The organism is Mariniflexile soesokkakense (assembly GCF_039650365.1).
In the GTDB taxonomy this organism is placed as follows: Bacteria; Bacteroidota; Bacteroidia; order Flavobacteriales; family Flavobacteriaceae; genus Mariniflexile; species Mariniflexile soesokkakense.
Map to the genome: position 1 here is coordinate 573748 of NZ_JAZHYP010000003.1, position 16579 is coordinate 590326.

At 33.3% G+C, this 16579-nt stretch carries 14 protein-coding genes and 1 tRNA gene; 9 read left to right on the forward strand and 6 right to left on the reverse strand.

Annotated elements, in window-relative coordinates:
* The first annotated feature begins 32 nt into the window (after nt 1-32).
* Nucleotides 33-1361, forward strand: coding sequence for a TlpA disulfide reductase family protein (locus VP395_RS09315; protein ID WP_346241716.1), 1329 nt, complete (start codon nt 33-35; stop codon nt 1359-1361).
* A gap of 113 nt (nt 1362-1474) precedes the next feature.
* Here the strand turns inward: VP395_RS09315 and VP395_RS09320 are convergent, their stop codons facing one another.
* Complete coding sequence (locus VP395_RS09320) at nt 1475-1834, reverse strand: YraN family protein (RefSeq protein WP_346241717.1); 360 nt, start codon at nt 1832-1834, stop codon at nt 1475-1477.
* Between the two features lie 141 nt (nt 1835-1975).
* Here VP395_RS09320 and VP395_RS09325 point away from each other — a divergent pair, with 141 nt between their 5' ends.
* From VP395_RS09325 to VP395_RS15825, 4 genes are all read left to right on the forward strand, one after another.
* Entirely contained in the window at nt 1976-2629 is a 654-nt protein-coding gene (locus tag VP395_RS09325) for a metal-dependent transcriptional regulator (protein WP_346241718.1), read from the forward strand.
* A 1-nt stretch (nt 2630) separates the two neighbouring features.
* Nucleotides 2631-3650, forward strand: coding sequence for a metal-dependent transcriptional regulator (locus VP395_RS09330; protein ID WP_346241719.1), 1020 nt, complete (start codon nt 2631-2633; stop codon nt 3648-3650).
* A gap of 89 nt (nt 3651-3739) precedes the next feature.
* Nucleotides 3740-4504: a FeoB small GTPase domain-containing protein gene (locus tag VP395_RS15820; protein WP_379884285.1), complete on the forward strand. Its 765-nt coding sequence runs from the start codon at nt 3740-3742 to the stop codon at nt 4502-4504.
* A 78-nt stretch (nt 4505-4582) separates the two neighbouring features.
* Complete coding sequence (locus VP395_RS15825) at nt 4583-6001, forward strand: nucleoside recognition domain-containing protein (protein WP_379884286.1); 1419 nt, start codon at nt 4583-4585, stop codon at nt 5999-6001.
* Here the strand turns inward: VP395_RS15825 and VP395_RS09340 are convergent.
* A complete protein-coding gene (locus tag VP395_RS09340) occupies nt 5994-8234 on the reverse strand; it encodes a TonB-dependent receptor (protein ID WP_346241720.1) in 2241 nt (746 codons plus the stop codon). The genes VP395_RS15825 and VP395_RS09340 overlap by 8 nt on opposite strands.
* A 100-nt stretch (nt 8235-8334) precedes the next feature.
* Between VP395_RS09340 and VP395_RS09345 the strand changes: the two genes are divergently transcribed.
* Entirely contained in the window at nt 8335-8988 is a 654-nt protein-coding gene (locus tag VP395_RS09345; protein ID WP_346241795.1) for a metal-dependent transcriptional regulator, read from the forward strand.
* A 227-nt stretch (nt 8989-9215) separates the two neighbouring features.
* Here VP395_RS09345 and feoB read toward each other — a convergent pair whose 3' ends face one another.
* The 3 genes from feoB to VP395_RS09360 form a co-directional block, all read right to left on the reverse strand.
* Nucleotides 9216-11315, reverse strand: coding sequence for a ferrous iron transport protein B (feoB, locus tag VP395_RS09350; protein ID WP_346241721.1), 2100 nt, complete (start codon nt 11313-11315; stop codon nt 9216-9218).
* Nucleotides 11312-11542, reverse strand: a complete 231-nt coding sequence (locus tag VP395_RS09355; protein WP_346241722.1) for a FeoA family protein — start codon at nt 11540-11542, stop codon at nt 11312-11314. Before VP395_RS09355 ends, feoB begins: the two co-directional genes overlap by 4 nt.
* A 195-nt stretch (nt 11543-11737) precedes the next feature.
* On the reverse strand, nt 11738-12406 hold the full coding sequence (locus VP395_RS09360) for an SCO family protein (RefSeq protein ID WP_346241723.1): 669 nt from the start codon (nt 12404-12406) through the stop codon (nt 11738-11740).
* A 107-nt stretch (nt 12407-12513) separates the two neighbouring features.
* Between VP395_RS09360 and VP395_RS09365 the strand changes: the two genes are divergently transcribed.
* The 3 genes from VP395_RS09365 (at nt 12514) to VP395_RS09375 (ending at nt 16004) form a co-directional block, all read left to right on the forward strand.
* On the forward strand, nt 12514-14451 hold the full coding sequence (locus VP395_RS09365) for a M1 family metallopeptidase (RefSeq protein ID WP_346241724.1): 1938 nt from the start codon (nt 12514-12516) through the stop codon (nt 14449-14451).
* A gap of 73 nt (nt 14452-14524) precedes the next feature.
* On the forward strand, nt 14525-15856 hold the full coding sequence (rseP, locus tag VP395_RS09370) for an RIP metalloprotease RseP (RefSeq protein ID WP_346241725.1): 1332 nt from the start codon (nt 14525-14527) through the stop codon (nt 15854-15856).
* A 74-nt stretch (nt 15857-15930) separates the two neighbouring features.
* A tRNA-Asn gene (locus tag VP395_RS09375) sits at nt 15931-16004 on the forward strand.
* A 175-nt stretch (nt 16005-16179) separates the two neighbouring features.
* Here the strand turns inward: VP395_RS09375 and VP395_RS09380 are convergent.
* Nucleotides 16180-16536 (reverse strand): arsenate reductase family protein, encoded by a 357-nt coding sequence (locus VP395_RS09380; protein ID WP_346241726.1) that lies wholly within the window; start codon nt 16534-16536, stop codon nt 16180-16182.
* Nucleotides 16537-16579: the final 43 nt, after the last annotated feature.

Genomic DNA, 16579 nt, shown 5'->3' on the forward strand with positions numbered 1-16579 from the left:
TGAAGCTCTGAAACCTTGAAACTTAAAAAATCATGTTATTTAGAATTGTTGCTTTATTAATACTATTGCCTAATATACTTTTAGCACAACATGCTATAAAAGGTGTGTTCTCTCCAGCAAAAGATTATAAGGTAGTTTTATTATATAAGGTAACACCAACCGTATCTGAATATATTGCTAATGCCGAAGTTCAAAAAGACGGGAGTTTTCTGTTTCAATTAGACGCTTCAGCTACAACGGGTATATACCGGGTGGTTTATGCGGTTCCTCAAGAAGACTTTAATTTTGATGTTATTTATAACGGAAAAGAAGATGTTGCGCTTACTTTTAATACTGAAACTGGTATTTTGTTTAAGTCTTCCGTTGAAAATAAATTATTGGCATCTTATACAAGTAGCATGTCTGCTATAACCCAAAGTATCAGTAATTATTTTAGAGAAAACAGGAAAGACACTTTGGCGTTAAAAACTATTTTTAGAACACAACGAGAAGCGCAAATTCGTTACGAAAAACAGGCTGAAAATACTATTGCATTACATTTTATAAAAGCTAATAAACCTTATATACCTAAAAAGTATGAAGATGTTAAAACCTATGCTAAGAATTTAAAAACCCATTATTTTGACAACATAGATTTTAATAATAAAACACTGCAAAGCTCTAGTTTTTTACAGGAACGCATGCTTAATTATGTGTTTGGTATATCGGCTGAGGGTAAAGACAATATTGCCAATTACAAAAACAATATTGATGTGTTTTGGCATGTTATAAAAACTATCCCAGCTAGCATTAAGCGTATTTTACTGGTTGATTTGTGGCAAGAAATGGTAGATTTAAAATTAGAGCCCGTTGCAAATCATATTTCAAAAAACTATTTATTAGAGATTGCAAAGCTTTTAAAAGACAATGAACTTGTTGATGCTTTAACACGTTACAGTAACCTATCTGTTGGGCATAAAGCACCCAATTTTTCTATTGTTACTGGAAAAGACGGCCAGAAAACAACCAAAAAGTTAAGTGAATTAAATAGTGCAGAAAAGTATATCCTTGTTTTTTGGAGCAGTACCTGTTCGCACTGCCTTGATGAAATTCCACAGTTACAAAAATTTATTAAATCGCGTTTTAAAGATAAACTTAAAGTTATCGCCATCGCCTTAGAAGACGACAATAAAGCATGGAAAGAAAAAATTAAAAGCTATCCAGAATTTATTCATGTACTTGGTTTGGGTAAATGGGATAATAAAATTGGAAATGATTATGGTGTAACAGAAACACCAACCTATTTTGTAATTGATAAGAACAAAATTATTCTTGAGAAACCGGATGGTTTTGAAGGATTAAAGTCAGTTTTAAGTAAATAGTGCCACCGTCATATTGCCCCGTTGTTTTTAAACTTCTTTTCATTCTATTTCTGCTTTACTCATTATTTCTTATTTTAAATTAATGTATTCGCTAATCTTCGATTTAGCTGGAATTAAAAATGATAAAAAGCATTTTCTAAATGTTCAATATTAAATGCTTTTCCTTCTTTTACAATCGCAATAATATCAAAACGTACTTCAACATTTAATCCGTTTACAGTTACATATTCATCAACCGCTTTTACCAAACGCTGTATTTGCCCGGGTTTTACAAAATCTTGAGGGTTTCCAAAATCGACATTTGAGCGGGTTTTTACTTCTACAATGGCTAAAATAGTGTCTTTTTGGGCAATGATGTCAACCTCAGCTTTCTCAAAGCGGTAGTTGCGCTCTATAATTTCGTAGTTGTTTTTCAACAGAAAATCGACTGCTAATTGTTCGCCTTTTTTACCAAGTTCGTTGTGTTGTGCCATAGTTTTTCTTCCTGTGAATATTGGAATACTTTATTAAAAACTAAAGTACATAAAATATAGCGTATTTTTGTTTTTAGTCTTGTCTAAAAATATATTTACTTTTAAGTAAAATTTATTATATTTGTAGTCTAAAGCTATAGTATGACCACATTATCTGAAGAAAATTATTTAAAAGCCATTTATCATTTGGGTAGGCAAGGTGAAGAAGCTGTAAGCACGAATGCTATAGCTGAAAAGATTGAATCTAAGGCATCTTCTGTTACCGATATGGTAAAAAAATTAGCTGATAAAAGTTTGGCTCATTATGTTAAATATCAAGGAGTAAGTTTAACTAACAACGGGCGTTTGGCAGCAGCTTTGGTAGTTAGGAAACACCGTCTTTGGGAAGTGTTTCTAGTAGAAAAACTCAATTTTTCTTGGGATGAAGTGCATGATGTGGCAGAACAGTTAGAGCACATTAAATCTTTAAAATTGGTAAACGAATTGGATGCTTTTTTAGGATTTCCAACTCACGACCCTCATGGAGACCCCATTCCTGATAAAGACGGTAATTATGCCCCTATCAAAAGTGTTAATGTGCTAGAAATGGAAACTGGAAGTGAAGGGGTTTTAACTCTTGTTAAAGACTCATCGGATGTGTTTTTAAAATATTTAAACAAAAACAATTTGGCTTTGGGTGATGTCATCAAAATCTTAGAGTTTGAACCTTTTGATGATTCGGTAACCATTCAAACTAAAAACAAGCAAATTATCATTTCAAAAGAAGTTGCCAAAAATTTATACTTAAATCAATAAAATGAATTACAACCCTACATACGCACTTGTTTTGTTTTTTATAACAGTTGGTATTTTATATGTGTTGTTTAGGCCTATTAAAGGTTGGTTTTGGATTATAAAAAACAACTTTAAAAGCAACGAAAAAGTAGTTATTGAAGACATTTTAAAACAATTGTATCACTTTGAAAACTCTGGTAATAAAGTGGATACAAAAACATTGGTTCAAGTGCTAAAATTCAATAACAATCAAATTATTGAAGTCCTAAAAAAAATGACCATTAATGATTTAATATATTTTGAATCGGATGTTTTAAAATTAACCAATGCAGGCAGAGATTATGCACTTCGAATAGTACGTATTCATAGGCTTTGGGAGCGTTATTTAGCTGATAAAACAGGATTTAGTAAAGAAGAATGGCATGATAGAGCTGAAATGATGGAACATAAATTAAGTCATGATGAAACCAATACTTTGGCGGCCCATTTAGGAAACCCAAAGTTTGATCCACATGGCGATCCTATCCCAACAAAAACGGGTAAAATGGCAAAAGTTAATGGGGTTGAATTACCCTTATTGCCCGTAAATACTATTGGAAGAATTACACATATTGAAGATGAACCGGAAATTATTTATAAGCAGATTTTGGCTGAAAATATTCATATAGGATCGCTTATACGTATCATTGAAAATAATTCAACCCGGATCGTTTTTCAATCGGAGGGAGAGGAGTTTGTACTGGCGCCCATAGTAGCTGCAAATTTAACCGTAGCACCTTTTGAAAAAGAAATAGTTATGGAAGATAATATTGCCAGGTTATCAAATTTAAAAGAAGCTGAAACAGCTAAAATAATAGGTATTTCAAAAGAAAGTAGGGGAGAAAGCAGACGGCGCTTGTTGGATTTAGGTTTTGTAAAAGGAGCCAATATAAAAATAGATTTAACGAATCCGTTAGGAGAACCGAACGCTTATTTAATTAAGGGAACTTCAATTGCCTTACGAAAAGACCAAGCGGCAAAAATTCTTATTAAAAAAGATTAAATATGGAATGAGCTATTGTAATTCTTGAAATTAACGAAGATGATTAATTGCGAATTGCATTTGACAAATGAAAAAATAAATATAACCAGATGAAAACTGAAGTAAAAAGTGCTTGCGAAACCTGTGCTCATTTTAATGCAGATGGTTTAAAAAAACTAGGGATAAATACCAAAAATGTAGATTTTGTGGTGGCATTGGCTGGTAATCCGAATACAGGAAAAAGTACCGTTTTTAATGCATTGACAGGACTGCGTCAACATACAGGTAATTGGCCAGGAAAAACGGTTACAAGAGCCGAAGGCGGTTTTGAATATAACAGTCAAAAGTTCAAATTGGTAGATTTACCAGGCACATATTCATTACTTTCTACATCCGATGATGAAGCAGCAGCAAGAGATTTTATCCTTTTTGGAAAACCCGACGTTACTGTTATAGTTGCCGATGCGAATCGATTGGAACGTAACTTAAATTTGGTACTTCAAATTTTAGAAATTACAGACAGAGCTGTACTATGTTTGAATTTAATGGATGAAGCTAAAAGAAATCATATTACTATTGATGAAAGAACTTTGTCGCGTGATTTGGGTATTCCTGTGGTTGGCACAAGTGCCAGATTTGGCAAAGGTATCCCAGAGTTAATACATACGATTAGTGAAATTGCCAATGGGAATATTGTTTGTAAACCACACCGTATTAAAAATGTACCAAGTAATATTGAAAATGCTGTTAAAACGCTTTCAATAGAAATTGAAAAAGAATTCCCAACTATACCAAACAGCAGATGGATTGCCTTTAGATTATTGGAAGGGGATACCCAAATTATTAACGCTTTACAAACTGGTGAACTAGTTTAACCTTAATGGGTGTTTAGCATCCAAAATTACAGCAATCGCAGAAATTTAGTTATTAATGATTTGCGAAATTTTAAGTAAATGGGAAATAAAAAAATAGAACATATTATAGAATTATCTAACGAATTGCGTTGGCAAATTGGAGACGATTTTCATGATAATTTAACCGAAGGTATTTATGCGGATGCTGCTCAAATAGTTGCAGACACCGTGCAGGTTGATAATTCAAAAAAACGTTTCCGGTTAGATAGGCAAATCGACAAAATTGTAACCAGTAAAACCTTTGGGTTTCCTATTATGTTTTTAATCTTAGCCACCGTGCTTTGGTTAACAATTATTGGTGCCAATTACCCATCATCATTATTGGCAGAGCTATTGTTAGATACCGTTCATCCCATGTTAAAAAGTGGCGCATTAGCAATCAATATGCCCTGGTGGCTTGATGGCTTTTTAATAGACGGTGTGTATTTAGCTGTAGCTTGGGTTATTGCAGTTATGTTGCCACCCATGGCGATATTTTTTCCCATGTTTACGCTTTTGGAAGATTTTGGCTATTTACCACGTGTGGCTTTTAATTTGGATAGCCTATTTAAAAAATCAGGTGCACATGGTAAACAAGCCCTAACCATGACCATGGGTTTTGGCTGTAATGCCGCAGGTGTTGTGGCAACCCGTATTATAGATAGCCCTAGAGAACGCTTAATTGCCATTATTACCAATAACTTTTCGCTTTGTAATGGGCGTTGGCCTACTCAAATTTTAATTGCAACTATTTTTATTGGAGCTGTGGTGCCATCTGCATTTTCTAGCTTAATTTCGTTATTGGCGGTTATTGGCATTGCGGTTTTAGGTATGGCTTTTATGTTTGGTGTATCGTGGGCATTATCAAAAACAGTATTAAAAGGGCAGGTTTCAACCTTTAATTTGGAATTGCCTCCGTATAGGCCACCCCGTTTTTGGAAAACTTTATATACGTCGTTAATTGACAGAACGATGATAGTTTTATGGAGAGCCATCGTATTTGCAGCACCAGCAGGAGCCGTAATTTGGCTTATTTCTAATATTTATGTTGGTAACGAAAGTGTGGCTGCTTGGACCATACATTCTTTAGATGGTTTTGGGTTTCTTTTAGGTTTAAATGGTGTTATTCTGTTAGCATATATCGTAGCGATTCCAGCTAATGAAATAGTAATCCCTACCATATTAATGCTTACTGTTTCAGTCACAGGAATGGCTGGAGGCGCCGGCGCCGGCGTTATGTTCGAACTTGATTCTGTTAATGCTACCGGCGATATTTTAAGAGCTGGAGGTTGGACGCTATTAACAGCTATTAACCTAATGCTTTTTAGCTTATTACATAACCCGTGTAGTACCACTATTTACACCATATATAAAGAAACTAAAAGTGCTAAATGGACTGCTTTTGCTTCGGTAATGCCCGTAATTTTAGGTTTTATCGTTACCTTTTTAGTAGCACAAATTTGGAGAATTATTATTTAAGAGAATAACGTAATCCAAAAAATAAGCGTACTCCCTGATTTGGAGCATATACATAAGACGGATCGAACGTAAGTGCATGTGGATTATCTGCTGTTGCAATAGCATTTCCATCATTATCAAATGTAACGTCCTTATCAAAAGGATCATTTGCTCTTGCAATAATAAAAGGGTTTCCTTTATTAGGTGTCCAATTTAGCAAGTTTTTAACACCGCCATATATTTCTAAATTATTTAAACCATCAAAGGTTAATTGAATATTTTGTATACTCCAAACAGGAGAATTTTCTTGTCGTGGGTCTAGTTCCCCTAGTAAGGGTAAACGCATAGGGCCATAAATATTACCTGTGTAATCTAAAGTTAAATGGTATTTATAATTTTTATAGGATGCCGCCCAAGTTCCAGTAAAGCGTTCCGTTAAAATTTGTCGTTTTGTGATATTATTTTCTGTTTGAGATACGTCCTGATAAGTTCCGCCAATTAGTATTTTTATACCACTTGTAATAATTGCATCATAATTAACGCTTATGCCTTTTGTAACAGCTTTTCCATTTAGGTTATCATATATTATTTCATTAGGATTGGTGTCGTAATCTGGAAGAATTAAATTGGTGAAATGCGTATACCAAGCGGAAACGTCTAACCCCATTATCATACCACTTTTAGTATAAAACTTTTTTAGGTAATTAATATTAACATTATAAGAACGCTCGGGCTTTAATGCTTCTGCAATTATAACGTCTCTAGCTCCTGTTAATGCAGCATGTTCTTCTGTAAAGATATTAACAACCCTAAAACCTGTTCCTGCATTTAATCTAAATATATCATTTGCTGTGGGTTTAAATTTGTATGCTATTCTGGGGGTGAATATATTGCCATGCCTTTTGTCAAAATCATATCGTGTTCCTAGCAACATCGTATGTTTGTTGTTAAATTTTATTTCATCTTGTAAAAACACAGAGGGAATTACAACATTGTCTGCTACTAAAGTAGCAGGAGTATTGTCATTGTAAAAATTATAACGCAATGCCGTTCCCAATAAAAGATCATGATTTTTCAAGGTTTTATCCCATGTAAATTGACCAAAACCAATACGCTGTTGAGCCATATAGGGTACATTGCCGTATACCGAGTTTTGGTCATGATCTGTATATGAAAACTGAAATAATACTTTTTCATCAATTGGCAGTTGATATTTTCCTAAAATTTCAAAACGTGATGTGTAAATACTTTCTCCATAAATTTCATCTCCACCTCTAAATGATGGGTTCCACTGCATTTCTCCACCCCAACGATCTTCATAAAAGTATCGTCCAGCAATAGATAAAGCTCTTTGGTTTGATCGGTTAAAATCCCACTTTTGAAACAAGGAAATTCTATTTTGAAGCGTTAGATCAGTAAAATTGTCATTGTTGTTATCAATTGGGTTGCTATAATTAAAATAATTGATGCCTGTAAGAAGATTTGCTTTTGAGCCTACTTTGGCTTTAAAACCCAAATCCAGATTTACTTCTCCCCATCCTGTCGTATAACTATCAGCAAAGAAAAGCGGTGCGTTTTCTGGACGTTTGGTAATTATATTTATGAGGCCTCCAACAGCTTCACTCCCATAAAGTGAAGATGCAGGACCTTTTACTATTTCAATTTGTTCTATTAACGAGTTAGGAATTCCAGATAATCCATAAACCGTTGATAAACCACTTACTATAGGCATTCCATCAATAAGAACAAGTGTGTATGGGCCTTCTAGACCGTTAATATGAATATCTCCCGTATTGCACACATTACAATTAATTTGAGGACGAACTCCATTAACGTTTTGCAGAGCTTCAAAAATATTTGGTGTTGGATTTTTTTTAAAAAAGACAGGAGCATATACTTCAACTGGCACTGGGCTTTCCAATCGAGAAACTGCTTTTAGGGTGCCGGTAACGACTACTTCTTCAAGCAATTCAGATTCTAATAAATCGAAGTTTATTACTGAATTTGATGGAACAGTTATGTTTTTTCTTTGGGTTTGAAATCCCGTAAAAGACGCTAAAAGGGTATAGTTTCCAGTTTCAACAGCATTAATTTTGTAAAATCCGTTTTCATCTGTTGTAGTGCCCTTGGATGTGCCCTTAAGGTAAACATTAACATAAGGTAATGGCTCACCATCAGAAAATACATGTCCTGTTATTTGTTGTGCATTTAATGTTATTGAGAGAGTGCTTAAAAATAAAAAAACATATTTCATAAATTAATTTTTTGCAAATATAAATAATAATTTAGATTAATCTAAAAATAAAATTTAAAATAATAATAAACTATATTTACGGTTTAATTAGATATTTATGATTACCCTAACTGAAGAAAACTATATAAAAACCATATATCAATTAGGAAAATATGGGATCCAGACTGTAAGTACAAATAGTATTGCAGATGCATTAGAGACTAAAGCATCATCGGTTACAGATATGATGAAGAAGTTGGCTGAAAAGGGGTATGTTAACTATAAAAAGTATCAAGGAGTAAATCTATCTATAAAAGGAAAAAAAACTGCTGCCGAAATAGTTAGAAAACACCGCTTGTGGGAAGTTTTTTTAGTTGAAAAACTTAATTTTTTTTGGGATGAAGTACATGAGATTGCAGAACAACTTGAGCATATAAAATCTGAGAAACTTATTAATGAATTGGATAAATTACTTGATTACCCTACACATGACCCTCATGGTGATCCCATTCCAGATAAATTTGGAGATATAGAAAAAACAGATAAAATATTACTTTTTAATTTAGAAAATAACACTAAAGGAGTTTGTGTGGGTGTAAAAGACACATCCTCTATTTTTTTAAAATATTTAGATAAACAAAAAATAGCACTGGGCTCAGAAATTACAATTTTGTCAAGAGAAGATTTTGATGATTCGATGGTTATTAAAATTGGAGATACTTCAATGAGTATATCTCAAACTGTAGCTAGTAATTTGTTTGTGAAAAAAGTATAAATAAATTTTTTAGAGAAGGAATTGAATTTAATGGCAACCACAGCCATCACCGTCACCACAAGATTTTTTGGATTTCGATTTTTTCAAAACAAATTTTTTAATCAAAAAGATTAGGGCAAATCCAATTGCCGTAAAAACTAATATATTTTGAATGATGGTGTTCATGTTTGGTTTGTCGAGGTTGCTTAAGTTTCATTTCAAAAGATTCCTGTTTTTGCAGGAATTTGTTATTTCAAAAATTGATAGGCTATTAATGCAACAATGTATGCAAAGCCACTCATTATGAATAACTGCAATGTGGGCCATTTCCAGCTATTGGTTTCTTTTTTAACAATAGCCAGTGTACTCATGCATTGCATAGCAAATGCATAAAAAAGTAGTAATGAAATACCTGATGCAAAATTAAATAAAGGGCCTCCAAGAATGGGATTCACTTCGGCGGCCATTCTATTTTTTATGGTGGCTTCATCGTCATTTCCAACACTATAAATAGTGGCAAGTGTTCCAACAAATACCTCACGGGCAGCAAAACTACTTACTATGGCAATGCCTATTTTCCAGTCGTAACCCAACGGTCTAATTGCAGGTTCAATTGCACGACCTGTAATACCTATGTATGAATGCTCTAATTTGTACGAAGCAATATGTTGGCTTATTTCATCTTCTGATAATTGTTGTGATGCATATTCGGTTTTAATAATTGTTTCAGCATTATTAAAATCATCACCAGGACCATATGATGCTAAAAACCATAAAATAATTGAAATAGCTAGAATAATTTTTCCTGCACCAAATACAAATGATTTAGTTTTTTCTAACACTGTTAGTGCCACATTTTTAAACATGGGTAGCTTATAGTTAGGCATTTCAACCACAAAAAAAGTTTTGCTTCTTATTTTCAAGACCTTGTTTAAAATATAGGCAGAAAGAACAGCTATGGCAAACCCAATAAAATATAAAAGCATAAGGGTTAAAGCTTGATAGCCTAATCCTAAAAAGCGCCCTTCGGGAATGATTAATGCTATTATGATTAAATACACAGGTAATCTAGCAGAACAGGTTGTAAAAGGGGTTACCAAAATAGTTATTAAACGTTCTTTCCAACTTTCAATATTTCTAGTTGCCATAATAGCGGGAATAGCACAGGCAGTACCAGAAATTAAAGGCACCACACTTTTTCCGCTCAACCCAAAACGGCGCATCACCCTATCCATTAAAAACACCACCCTGCTCATATAGCCACTTTCCTCAAGCACCGAAATAAACAGGAATAAAAAAGCAATCTGAGGAATGAAAATAACAATACCACCAAGACCCGGAATAATACCTTCGGCTAATAAACTAGTAAAAGCCCCTTGTGGCAATTGGGTTTTTGTCCATTCGCTTAAAGAAGCAAAAGCACTATCTATAAAGTCCATTGGGACACTAGACCAATCGTAAATAGCTTGAAAAATGGTTAATAAAATAACAAAGAAAATAACATAGCCCCAAACTTTATGGGTTAAGACACGATCCAATTTTGAACGTAAGTCTTTGGCTTGCGATACATCAATTGTTTGTCCCTCTTTAAGTACATTGTTTATAAACTGATAACGTTTTATGGTCTCTTTTTGCTGTAATCGTTTTAAATCGGCTTTACTTTTAGTTTTAAAATTGGCAACAGCATCAATTTCTTTTCTATCCGTTTTCCCAAAATTTACATCTTGGGTTATTACAAGCCATAATTTATATAATAGCTGATTTGGAAACGCTTTTTGTAAATTATCAAAGTATTCTTTATCAATGTCTGAAGCATTAATACATGGTGTAATAGAAACTTCTTTGTAGTTAGCAATAAGCTGTTTTAAATTATCAATGCCTTCATTTTTTCTGGTGCTAATTAAGGCTATTTTTGTTTGAAGTTGTAATTCTAAATAATCTATATCTAAAGAAATTCCTTTATAGCGCATTCTATCTGCCATATTAATAACTAATAAGGTTGGAATTTCTAAATCTTTAATTTGTGTAAAAAGTAACAGATTGCGTTTTAAATTTTCAACATCGGTTACTACAACGGCAATATCTGGAAAATCCTTATCGTTTTTATTTAAAAGCAATTCAATAACAACATTTTCATCAAGCGAAGATGCATTTAAACTATACGTCCCGGGTAAATCTATAATATGTGCCTTAACACCACGAGGTAACTTACAAATTCCTTCTTTTTTCTCAACAGTAATACCAGGATAATTCCCCACTTTTTGGTTTAAACCAGTAAGTGCGTTGAAAACAGAGGTTTTGCCTGTATTTGGGTTTCCTATTAAGGCAACATTTATTTGTTTACTCATATTTCTTTTTCAATTATGATATGAGTAGCTGTTTCTTTTCTAATCGCTAAATGGGTGCCATTAATATTTAAATACATAGGATCTTTAAATGGAGCCAACTGAACAAGTTCAACCAAATTACCGGGTAAACAGCCCATTTCTAAAAGTTTTAAAGGAATGTGGATGGAAGAAACGTCTATGATAATGGCGCGTTCTCCTCGTTTTAATTCAGCTAATGTATTTTGCAAACTTATTTAGATTGATTTTAAAGAAGCAAAAGTAAGGGAAAAGTTTTAGAGTAGCAAAGTTTCAAAGAGGCAAAGTTCCAAAGTAAAAAAGTTGCATTTGCTGTTAGCGTTTTTTGTAAGTTTCTATTTAATAAAATTAGTTGTTTGTTGTTACGTTGTAAACAGACTTAACAACTAACAACTAAACAAAAAAACCTACTTTTCCTTTTTAAGAATTTCAATATCTTCCAGTAACTTATCAATATCGCCAACATTAGTACCGTCATAAAACCCTCTAATTTGGCATTTTTTATCAATAAGCATAAAATTTTCGGTATGTATCATATCAAACGGACCGCCATCGCCAAAATCTTTAACTGCTAAATAGCTTTTTCTTGCCAATTCATAAATTTGTTTTTTATCGCCAGTAACTAAATTCCATTTGGCATCAATCACACCTTTTTCCAAAGCATAACGCTTTAGTTGTGCTACGGTATCAATTTCAGGAGTTACGCTATGTGATAATAGCATTACTTCATCATCATTCTTAATTTTATCTTGTATTTGCGCCATATGGGTAGTCATAATTGGGCAAATACTTTGGCATGTAGTAAAAAAGAAATCGGCAATGTAAATTTTATCCTTGTAATCATTTTGGGTAATGGTCTTTCCGTTTTGATTGATAAGTTTAAAATTGGCTATTTTATGATATTTTTTTTGGTATTGAATCGTGCTATCCACCAACTCAGTACTTACCATGGCAGGTTGGTATATAGGGAGTGGTTGATACACATTTAAAGTATTGTAAATAATGGAAACGATAATGATAGATAAAATCAAAAATACAATTCCAAAGGTTTTATAGTCTTTAAAAAAAGAAAGCATTTAATTATAATTTAAGGCTTTAGTAAGTATAGGTGGCAAAAATACGACACATAAATAATAAATTGGTATTTTTAACACTACTTAAATGCTTTAAAAAAATTATAAAAATGAAAATATGGCTGTTATTTATATTCTGTTTATTTTCATTCCCTTTTTTTGGACAAGATTTTAATGAAACATTAAAGTCTATTAGAGTTGCTGAAGCTAGATCTGCCATGAAAAAAATGCTTCAAAGAGTCAACTTAAATACAGGAGGTTACGATATAAAATACCACCGTTTAGAGTTTGGTTTAAATCCTTCGGTAGCGTTTATTTCGGGAGATGTAACAACGTATTTTGAAGCTAAAACAAACTTAAACCAAATTACTTTCGATTTGGCAAATAACATGACTGTTTCGCAAGTAACACAACGTGGTAGCTCGCTTTCCTTTACACAAAACAGCGATGACGAATTGGTTATTGCATTGCCAACAATTCAAAATGCAGGTGTTTTGGATTCGTTAACCATAAGCTATTCTGGAAATCCGGTAAGTTCAGGTTTTGGCTCTTTTGAACAAAACCAACATGATGGCGATCCCATAATCTGGACGCTTTCGGAGCCTTATGGTGCCAAAGGTTGGTGGCCATGTAAACAAGATTTGAATGATAAGGCAGATTCATTGGATGTATTTATTACCACGCCTCAGTTGAATCCTTCAAACGAAGTGTATGTTGCTGTTTCAAATGGTTTAGAACAAAGTCAAATAATTAACGGAAGCAATAAAACCACACATTTTAAGCATCGATACCCAATTCCAGCTTATTTAATAGCAATAGCCGTAACCAATTATGAAGTGTATTCGCATTCCGTGCCAAATAACGGTAGCCCTTTTGATATTGTGAATTATGTGTATCCTGAAAGCCTAAGTTATGCGCAAGCCAACACACCCGTAACGGTAGATATTATGAACCTATTTACTAATTTGTTTGAAGAATACCCATTTGCAAACGAAAAATATGGACATGCTCAATTTGGTTGGGGTGGAGGAATGGAACATACAACGGTCTCTTTTATGGGGCGTTTTGACCGAAATTTAATAGCTCATGAATTAGCACATCAATGGTTTGGAGATAAAATTACTTGCGGTAGTTGGAAAGATATTTGGTTGAATGAAGGGTTTGCTACTTATCTGTCGGGGCTAACTATTGAAAATCTTGATGGCAATACCTCTTTTACAACTTGGAAACAAGAACGAAACACATCTATTACATCAGAAACTAACGGAGCGGTGTATTTAACAGATGCCGATACAACAAATGTAAATAGAATTTTTAATGGTCGATTAACCTACAACAAAGGCGCGATGGTATTGCATATGCTAAGGAAAAAATTGGGTGATGTTAACTTTTTTCAAGGGGTAAAAAACTATTTAAACAATCCAAACCATGCATATGCTTATGCCAAAACGCCAGATTTTATAAGTATTATGGAAGCTGCAAGTGGTGAAAATTTAGCTGAGTTTTTTAACGATTGGCTGTATAATCAAGGGCATCCGTCGTACACAGTAAAGTGGAATCAACCAGCATCTAATCAAGTATCAATTAATATTTCACAAACACAAAGTGATGCATCCGTAACCTTTTTTGAAGCTCCATTGCCCTTGCGACTCATAGGAACTTTAGGTGAAACGCTAGATATCACGCTTAACAACACCGTTAATAATGAAGATTTTTTAAGTTCGGTTAATTTTACAGTGGCTTCTATTCAATTTGACCCAGAATCCGATTTAATTTCAAAAAATAACAGTGTTTCGTTAGGGTTTAATCAAATAGACGTTCAATCAAAATTCATTATTTACCCAAATCCATCAACTAATGAGTTTTATGTTGTAAAACCTGAAAAGGTTGAGGTAAATGAGGTTCGAATATCTAATGCACTAGGTCAACTATTGTATAAAACTAATTGGTCGCCCATTATCAATGTATCATCATTTGCCAGAGGGATGCTTTTTGTTCAGTTTCAAACTAAAGAAGGCGTAATTAATAAAACGGTGTTAAAAAATTAGCAATACTTCGTATTATGTTTTCTAAATGGTCTTAAAAGCTTACTTTTGTCCGATTATAAAAAAAACGTAATACATGTCTGTATTTTTAATAAAAGCGGCTCAATTATTATTAAGCCTTTCCATATTAGTAGTTTTACACGAGTTGGGTCATTTTATCCCAGCAAAATTGTTTAAAACCAGAGTAGAAAAATTCTATTTATTTTTTGATGTTAAGTTTTCACTATTTAAAAAGAAAATAGGCGATACGGTTTACGGTATTGGTTGGTTGCCCTTAGGTGGCTATGTGAAAATATCTGGAATGATAGACGAAAGCATGGATACCGAGCAGATGGCTTTACCACCACAACCTTGGGAATTTCGTTCTAAACCGGCATGGCAACGCTTAATTATAATGCTTGGTGGTGTTTCGGTAAATTTTATATTGGCGTTCTTTTTATTTATAATGATGCTTTTTGTTTGGGGTACTAATTACACTACAAAAGATGATATTAAATATGGTTTTGGAATAGCAAAAACTTTGGAGTCTTATGGTTTTCAGCAAGGAGATAAAATTATATCGGTTGATGGAAAACCTTATGAAGAACTTACCATAGACATTAATAAATACATTATGTTTAGAGAAGTTGGGACTATTAAAGTAGAACATCCTGATGGCACTGTTGCAGATATTCAACTTCCAGAAGATATTGGTACAAAACTTTTTGAAGCGGGGGATATTCCAGCTATAGCGCCTCGTTATCCATTTCAGTTAGATTCAGTGGTTAAAGATTCACCAGCAGATAAAGCAGGATTGAAAGCTAAAGACAAGATTGTTGCAGTAAACGGTCAACCTATTGAATATTATTCCGATTTAACATATCAAATAAAGAATAATACAGAGAAAACCTTGAATGTAGAAGTTGAGCGTGAGCGTGAAATTAAAAACTTAAGTATCACTCAAGGTGAAGACAAAACGATTGGTATACTTTCAACAGTAGCTGATTTAGATTATATTAAGTTAAATAAGAGAGACTATAGTTTGACGGAAAGTATTTCTGGAGGAGTAAGTAAAGGTTATTGGGAAGTTAAAGATTACTTAGCACAGTTTAAATACATCTTTACCAAAAAAGGAGCTTCACAAATAGGTGGTTTTGCTGCCATTGGTAACATGTTCCCAGCAGAATGGAACTGGCAAGCCTTTTGGTATTTAACAGCCTTTTTGTCTATTATGTTAGCGGTATTAAACTTATTACCTATTCCTGCATTAGATGGCGGACACGTTATGTTTTTACTATACGAAATGGTTTCAGGTAGAAAACCAGGAGATAAGTTTATGGAGTACGCACAAATGGTAGGTTTCTTTATATTAATAGCCTTAGTTTTATTCGCCAATGGTAACGATATTTTTAAAGCAATTTTTAATTAATTTTTTTTTAAAAAATGTTTGCAGTAATTAAAAAGATATATATATTTGCGCTCGCTTAGGCGAAAACATAACACTCCTCCTTAGCTCAGTTGGTTAGAGCATTTGACTGTTAATCAAAGGGTCCTTGGTTCGAGCCCAAGAGGGGGAGCAAAAACAAGAAAAAGACTTTACAGAAATGTAAGGTCTTTTTTGGTTTTATTCAGTATTTACAAGGGTTTTAAGACATTATCTACATTAATTGTATTTTCTTATAAACGGCAACTTGCCGAGTTTTTTCTATAAAAAAGACATACTATAAGGTATGCCTTTGCTTTTAAGTAAGTTTATTTTGTATGTATAATAGCTTTAGCTGCTTCTACAACCGCTTTAGAATTCCCAACAAAAACCTTATCACATATAATAATTACGGGTCTGCTTAAAAAGGTATAATGTTCCAATATATACTGTTTGTAATCCCGCTCTTCAAGTTTTTGGTTTTTTAAATCCATTTCCTTGTAAAGTTTAGAGCGCTTGCTAAAAAGCGCTTCGTAGCTTCCTGTAAGCGCCTTCATTTCTTCCAACTGCTTTACAGTTATTTCTTCAGTTTTTATATCCTGAAGCACAAAGTCTGACGGTAGGTTTAATTCCTTTAAAATTCTAACACACGTACTACATGTTTTTAAATAGTATATCTTTTTCATCTGTTTATTGTATTTGTTTTTTAATGGTTGGATGCAATTCGCC

Excerpts from the sequence above, each read along its gene's own strand:
- VP395_RS09315 (WP_346241716.1), top strand. The coding sequence starts at position 33 with ATGTTATTTAGAATTGTTGCTTTATTAATACTATTGCCTAATATACTT.
- feoB (WP_346241721.1), bottom strand. The coding sequence starts at position 11,315 with ATGAGTAAACAAATAAATGTTGCCTTAATAGGAAACCCAAATACAGGC.
- VP395_RS09380 (WP_346241726.1), bottom strand. The coding sequence starts at position 16,536 with ATGAAAAAGATATACTATTTAAAAACATGTAGTACGTGTGTTAGAATT.
- rseP (WP_346241725.1), top strand. The coding sequence starts at position 14,525 with ATGTCTGTATTTTTAATAAAAGCGGCTCAATTATTATTAAGCCTTTCC.
- VP395_RS09320 (WP_346241717.1), bottom strand. The coding sequence starts at position 1,834 with ATGGCACAACACAACGAACTTGGTAAAAAAGGCGAACAATTAGCAGTC.
- VP395_RS09325 (WP_346241718.1), top strand. The coding sequence starts at position 1,976 with ATGACCACATTATCTGAAGAAAATTATTTAAAAGCCATTTATCATTTG.
- VP395_RS09360 (WP_346241723.1), bottom strand. The coding sequence starts at position 12,406 with ATGCTTTCTTTTTTTAAAGACTATAAAACCTTTGGAATTGTATTTTTG.
- VP395_RS15820 (WP_379884285.1), top strand. The coding sequence starts at position 3,740 with ATGAAAACTGAAGTAAAAAGTGCTTGCGAAACCTGTGCTCATTTTAAT.
- VP395_RS09340 (WP_346241720.1), bottom strand. The coding sequence starts at position 8,234 with ATGAAATATGTTTTTTTATTTTTAAGCACTCTCTCAATAACATTAAAT.
- VP395_RS09330 (WP_346241719.1), top strand. The coding sequence starts at position 2,631 with ATGAATTACAACCCTACATACGCACTTGTTTTGTTTTTTATAACAGTT.
- VP395_RS15825 (WP_379884286.1), top strand. The coding sequence starts at position 4,583 with ATGGGAAATAAAAAAATAGAACATATTATAGAATTATCTAACGAATTG.
- VP395_RS09365 (WP_346241724.1), top strand. The coding sequence starts at position 12,514 with ATGAAAATATGGCTGTTATTTATATTCTGTTTATTTTCATTCCCTTTT.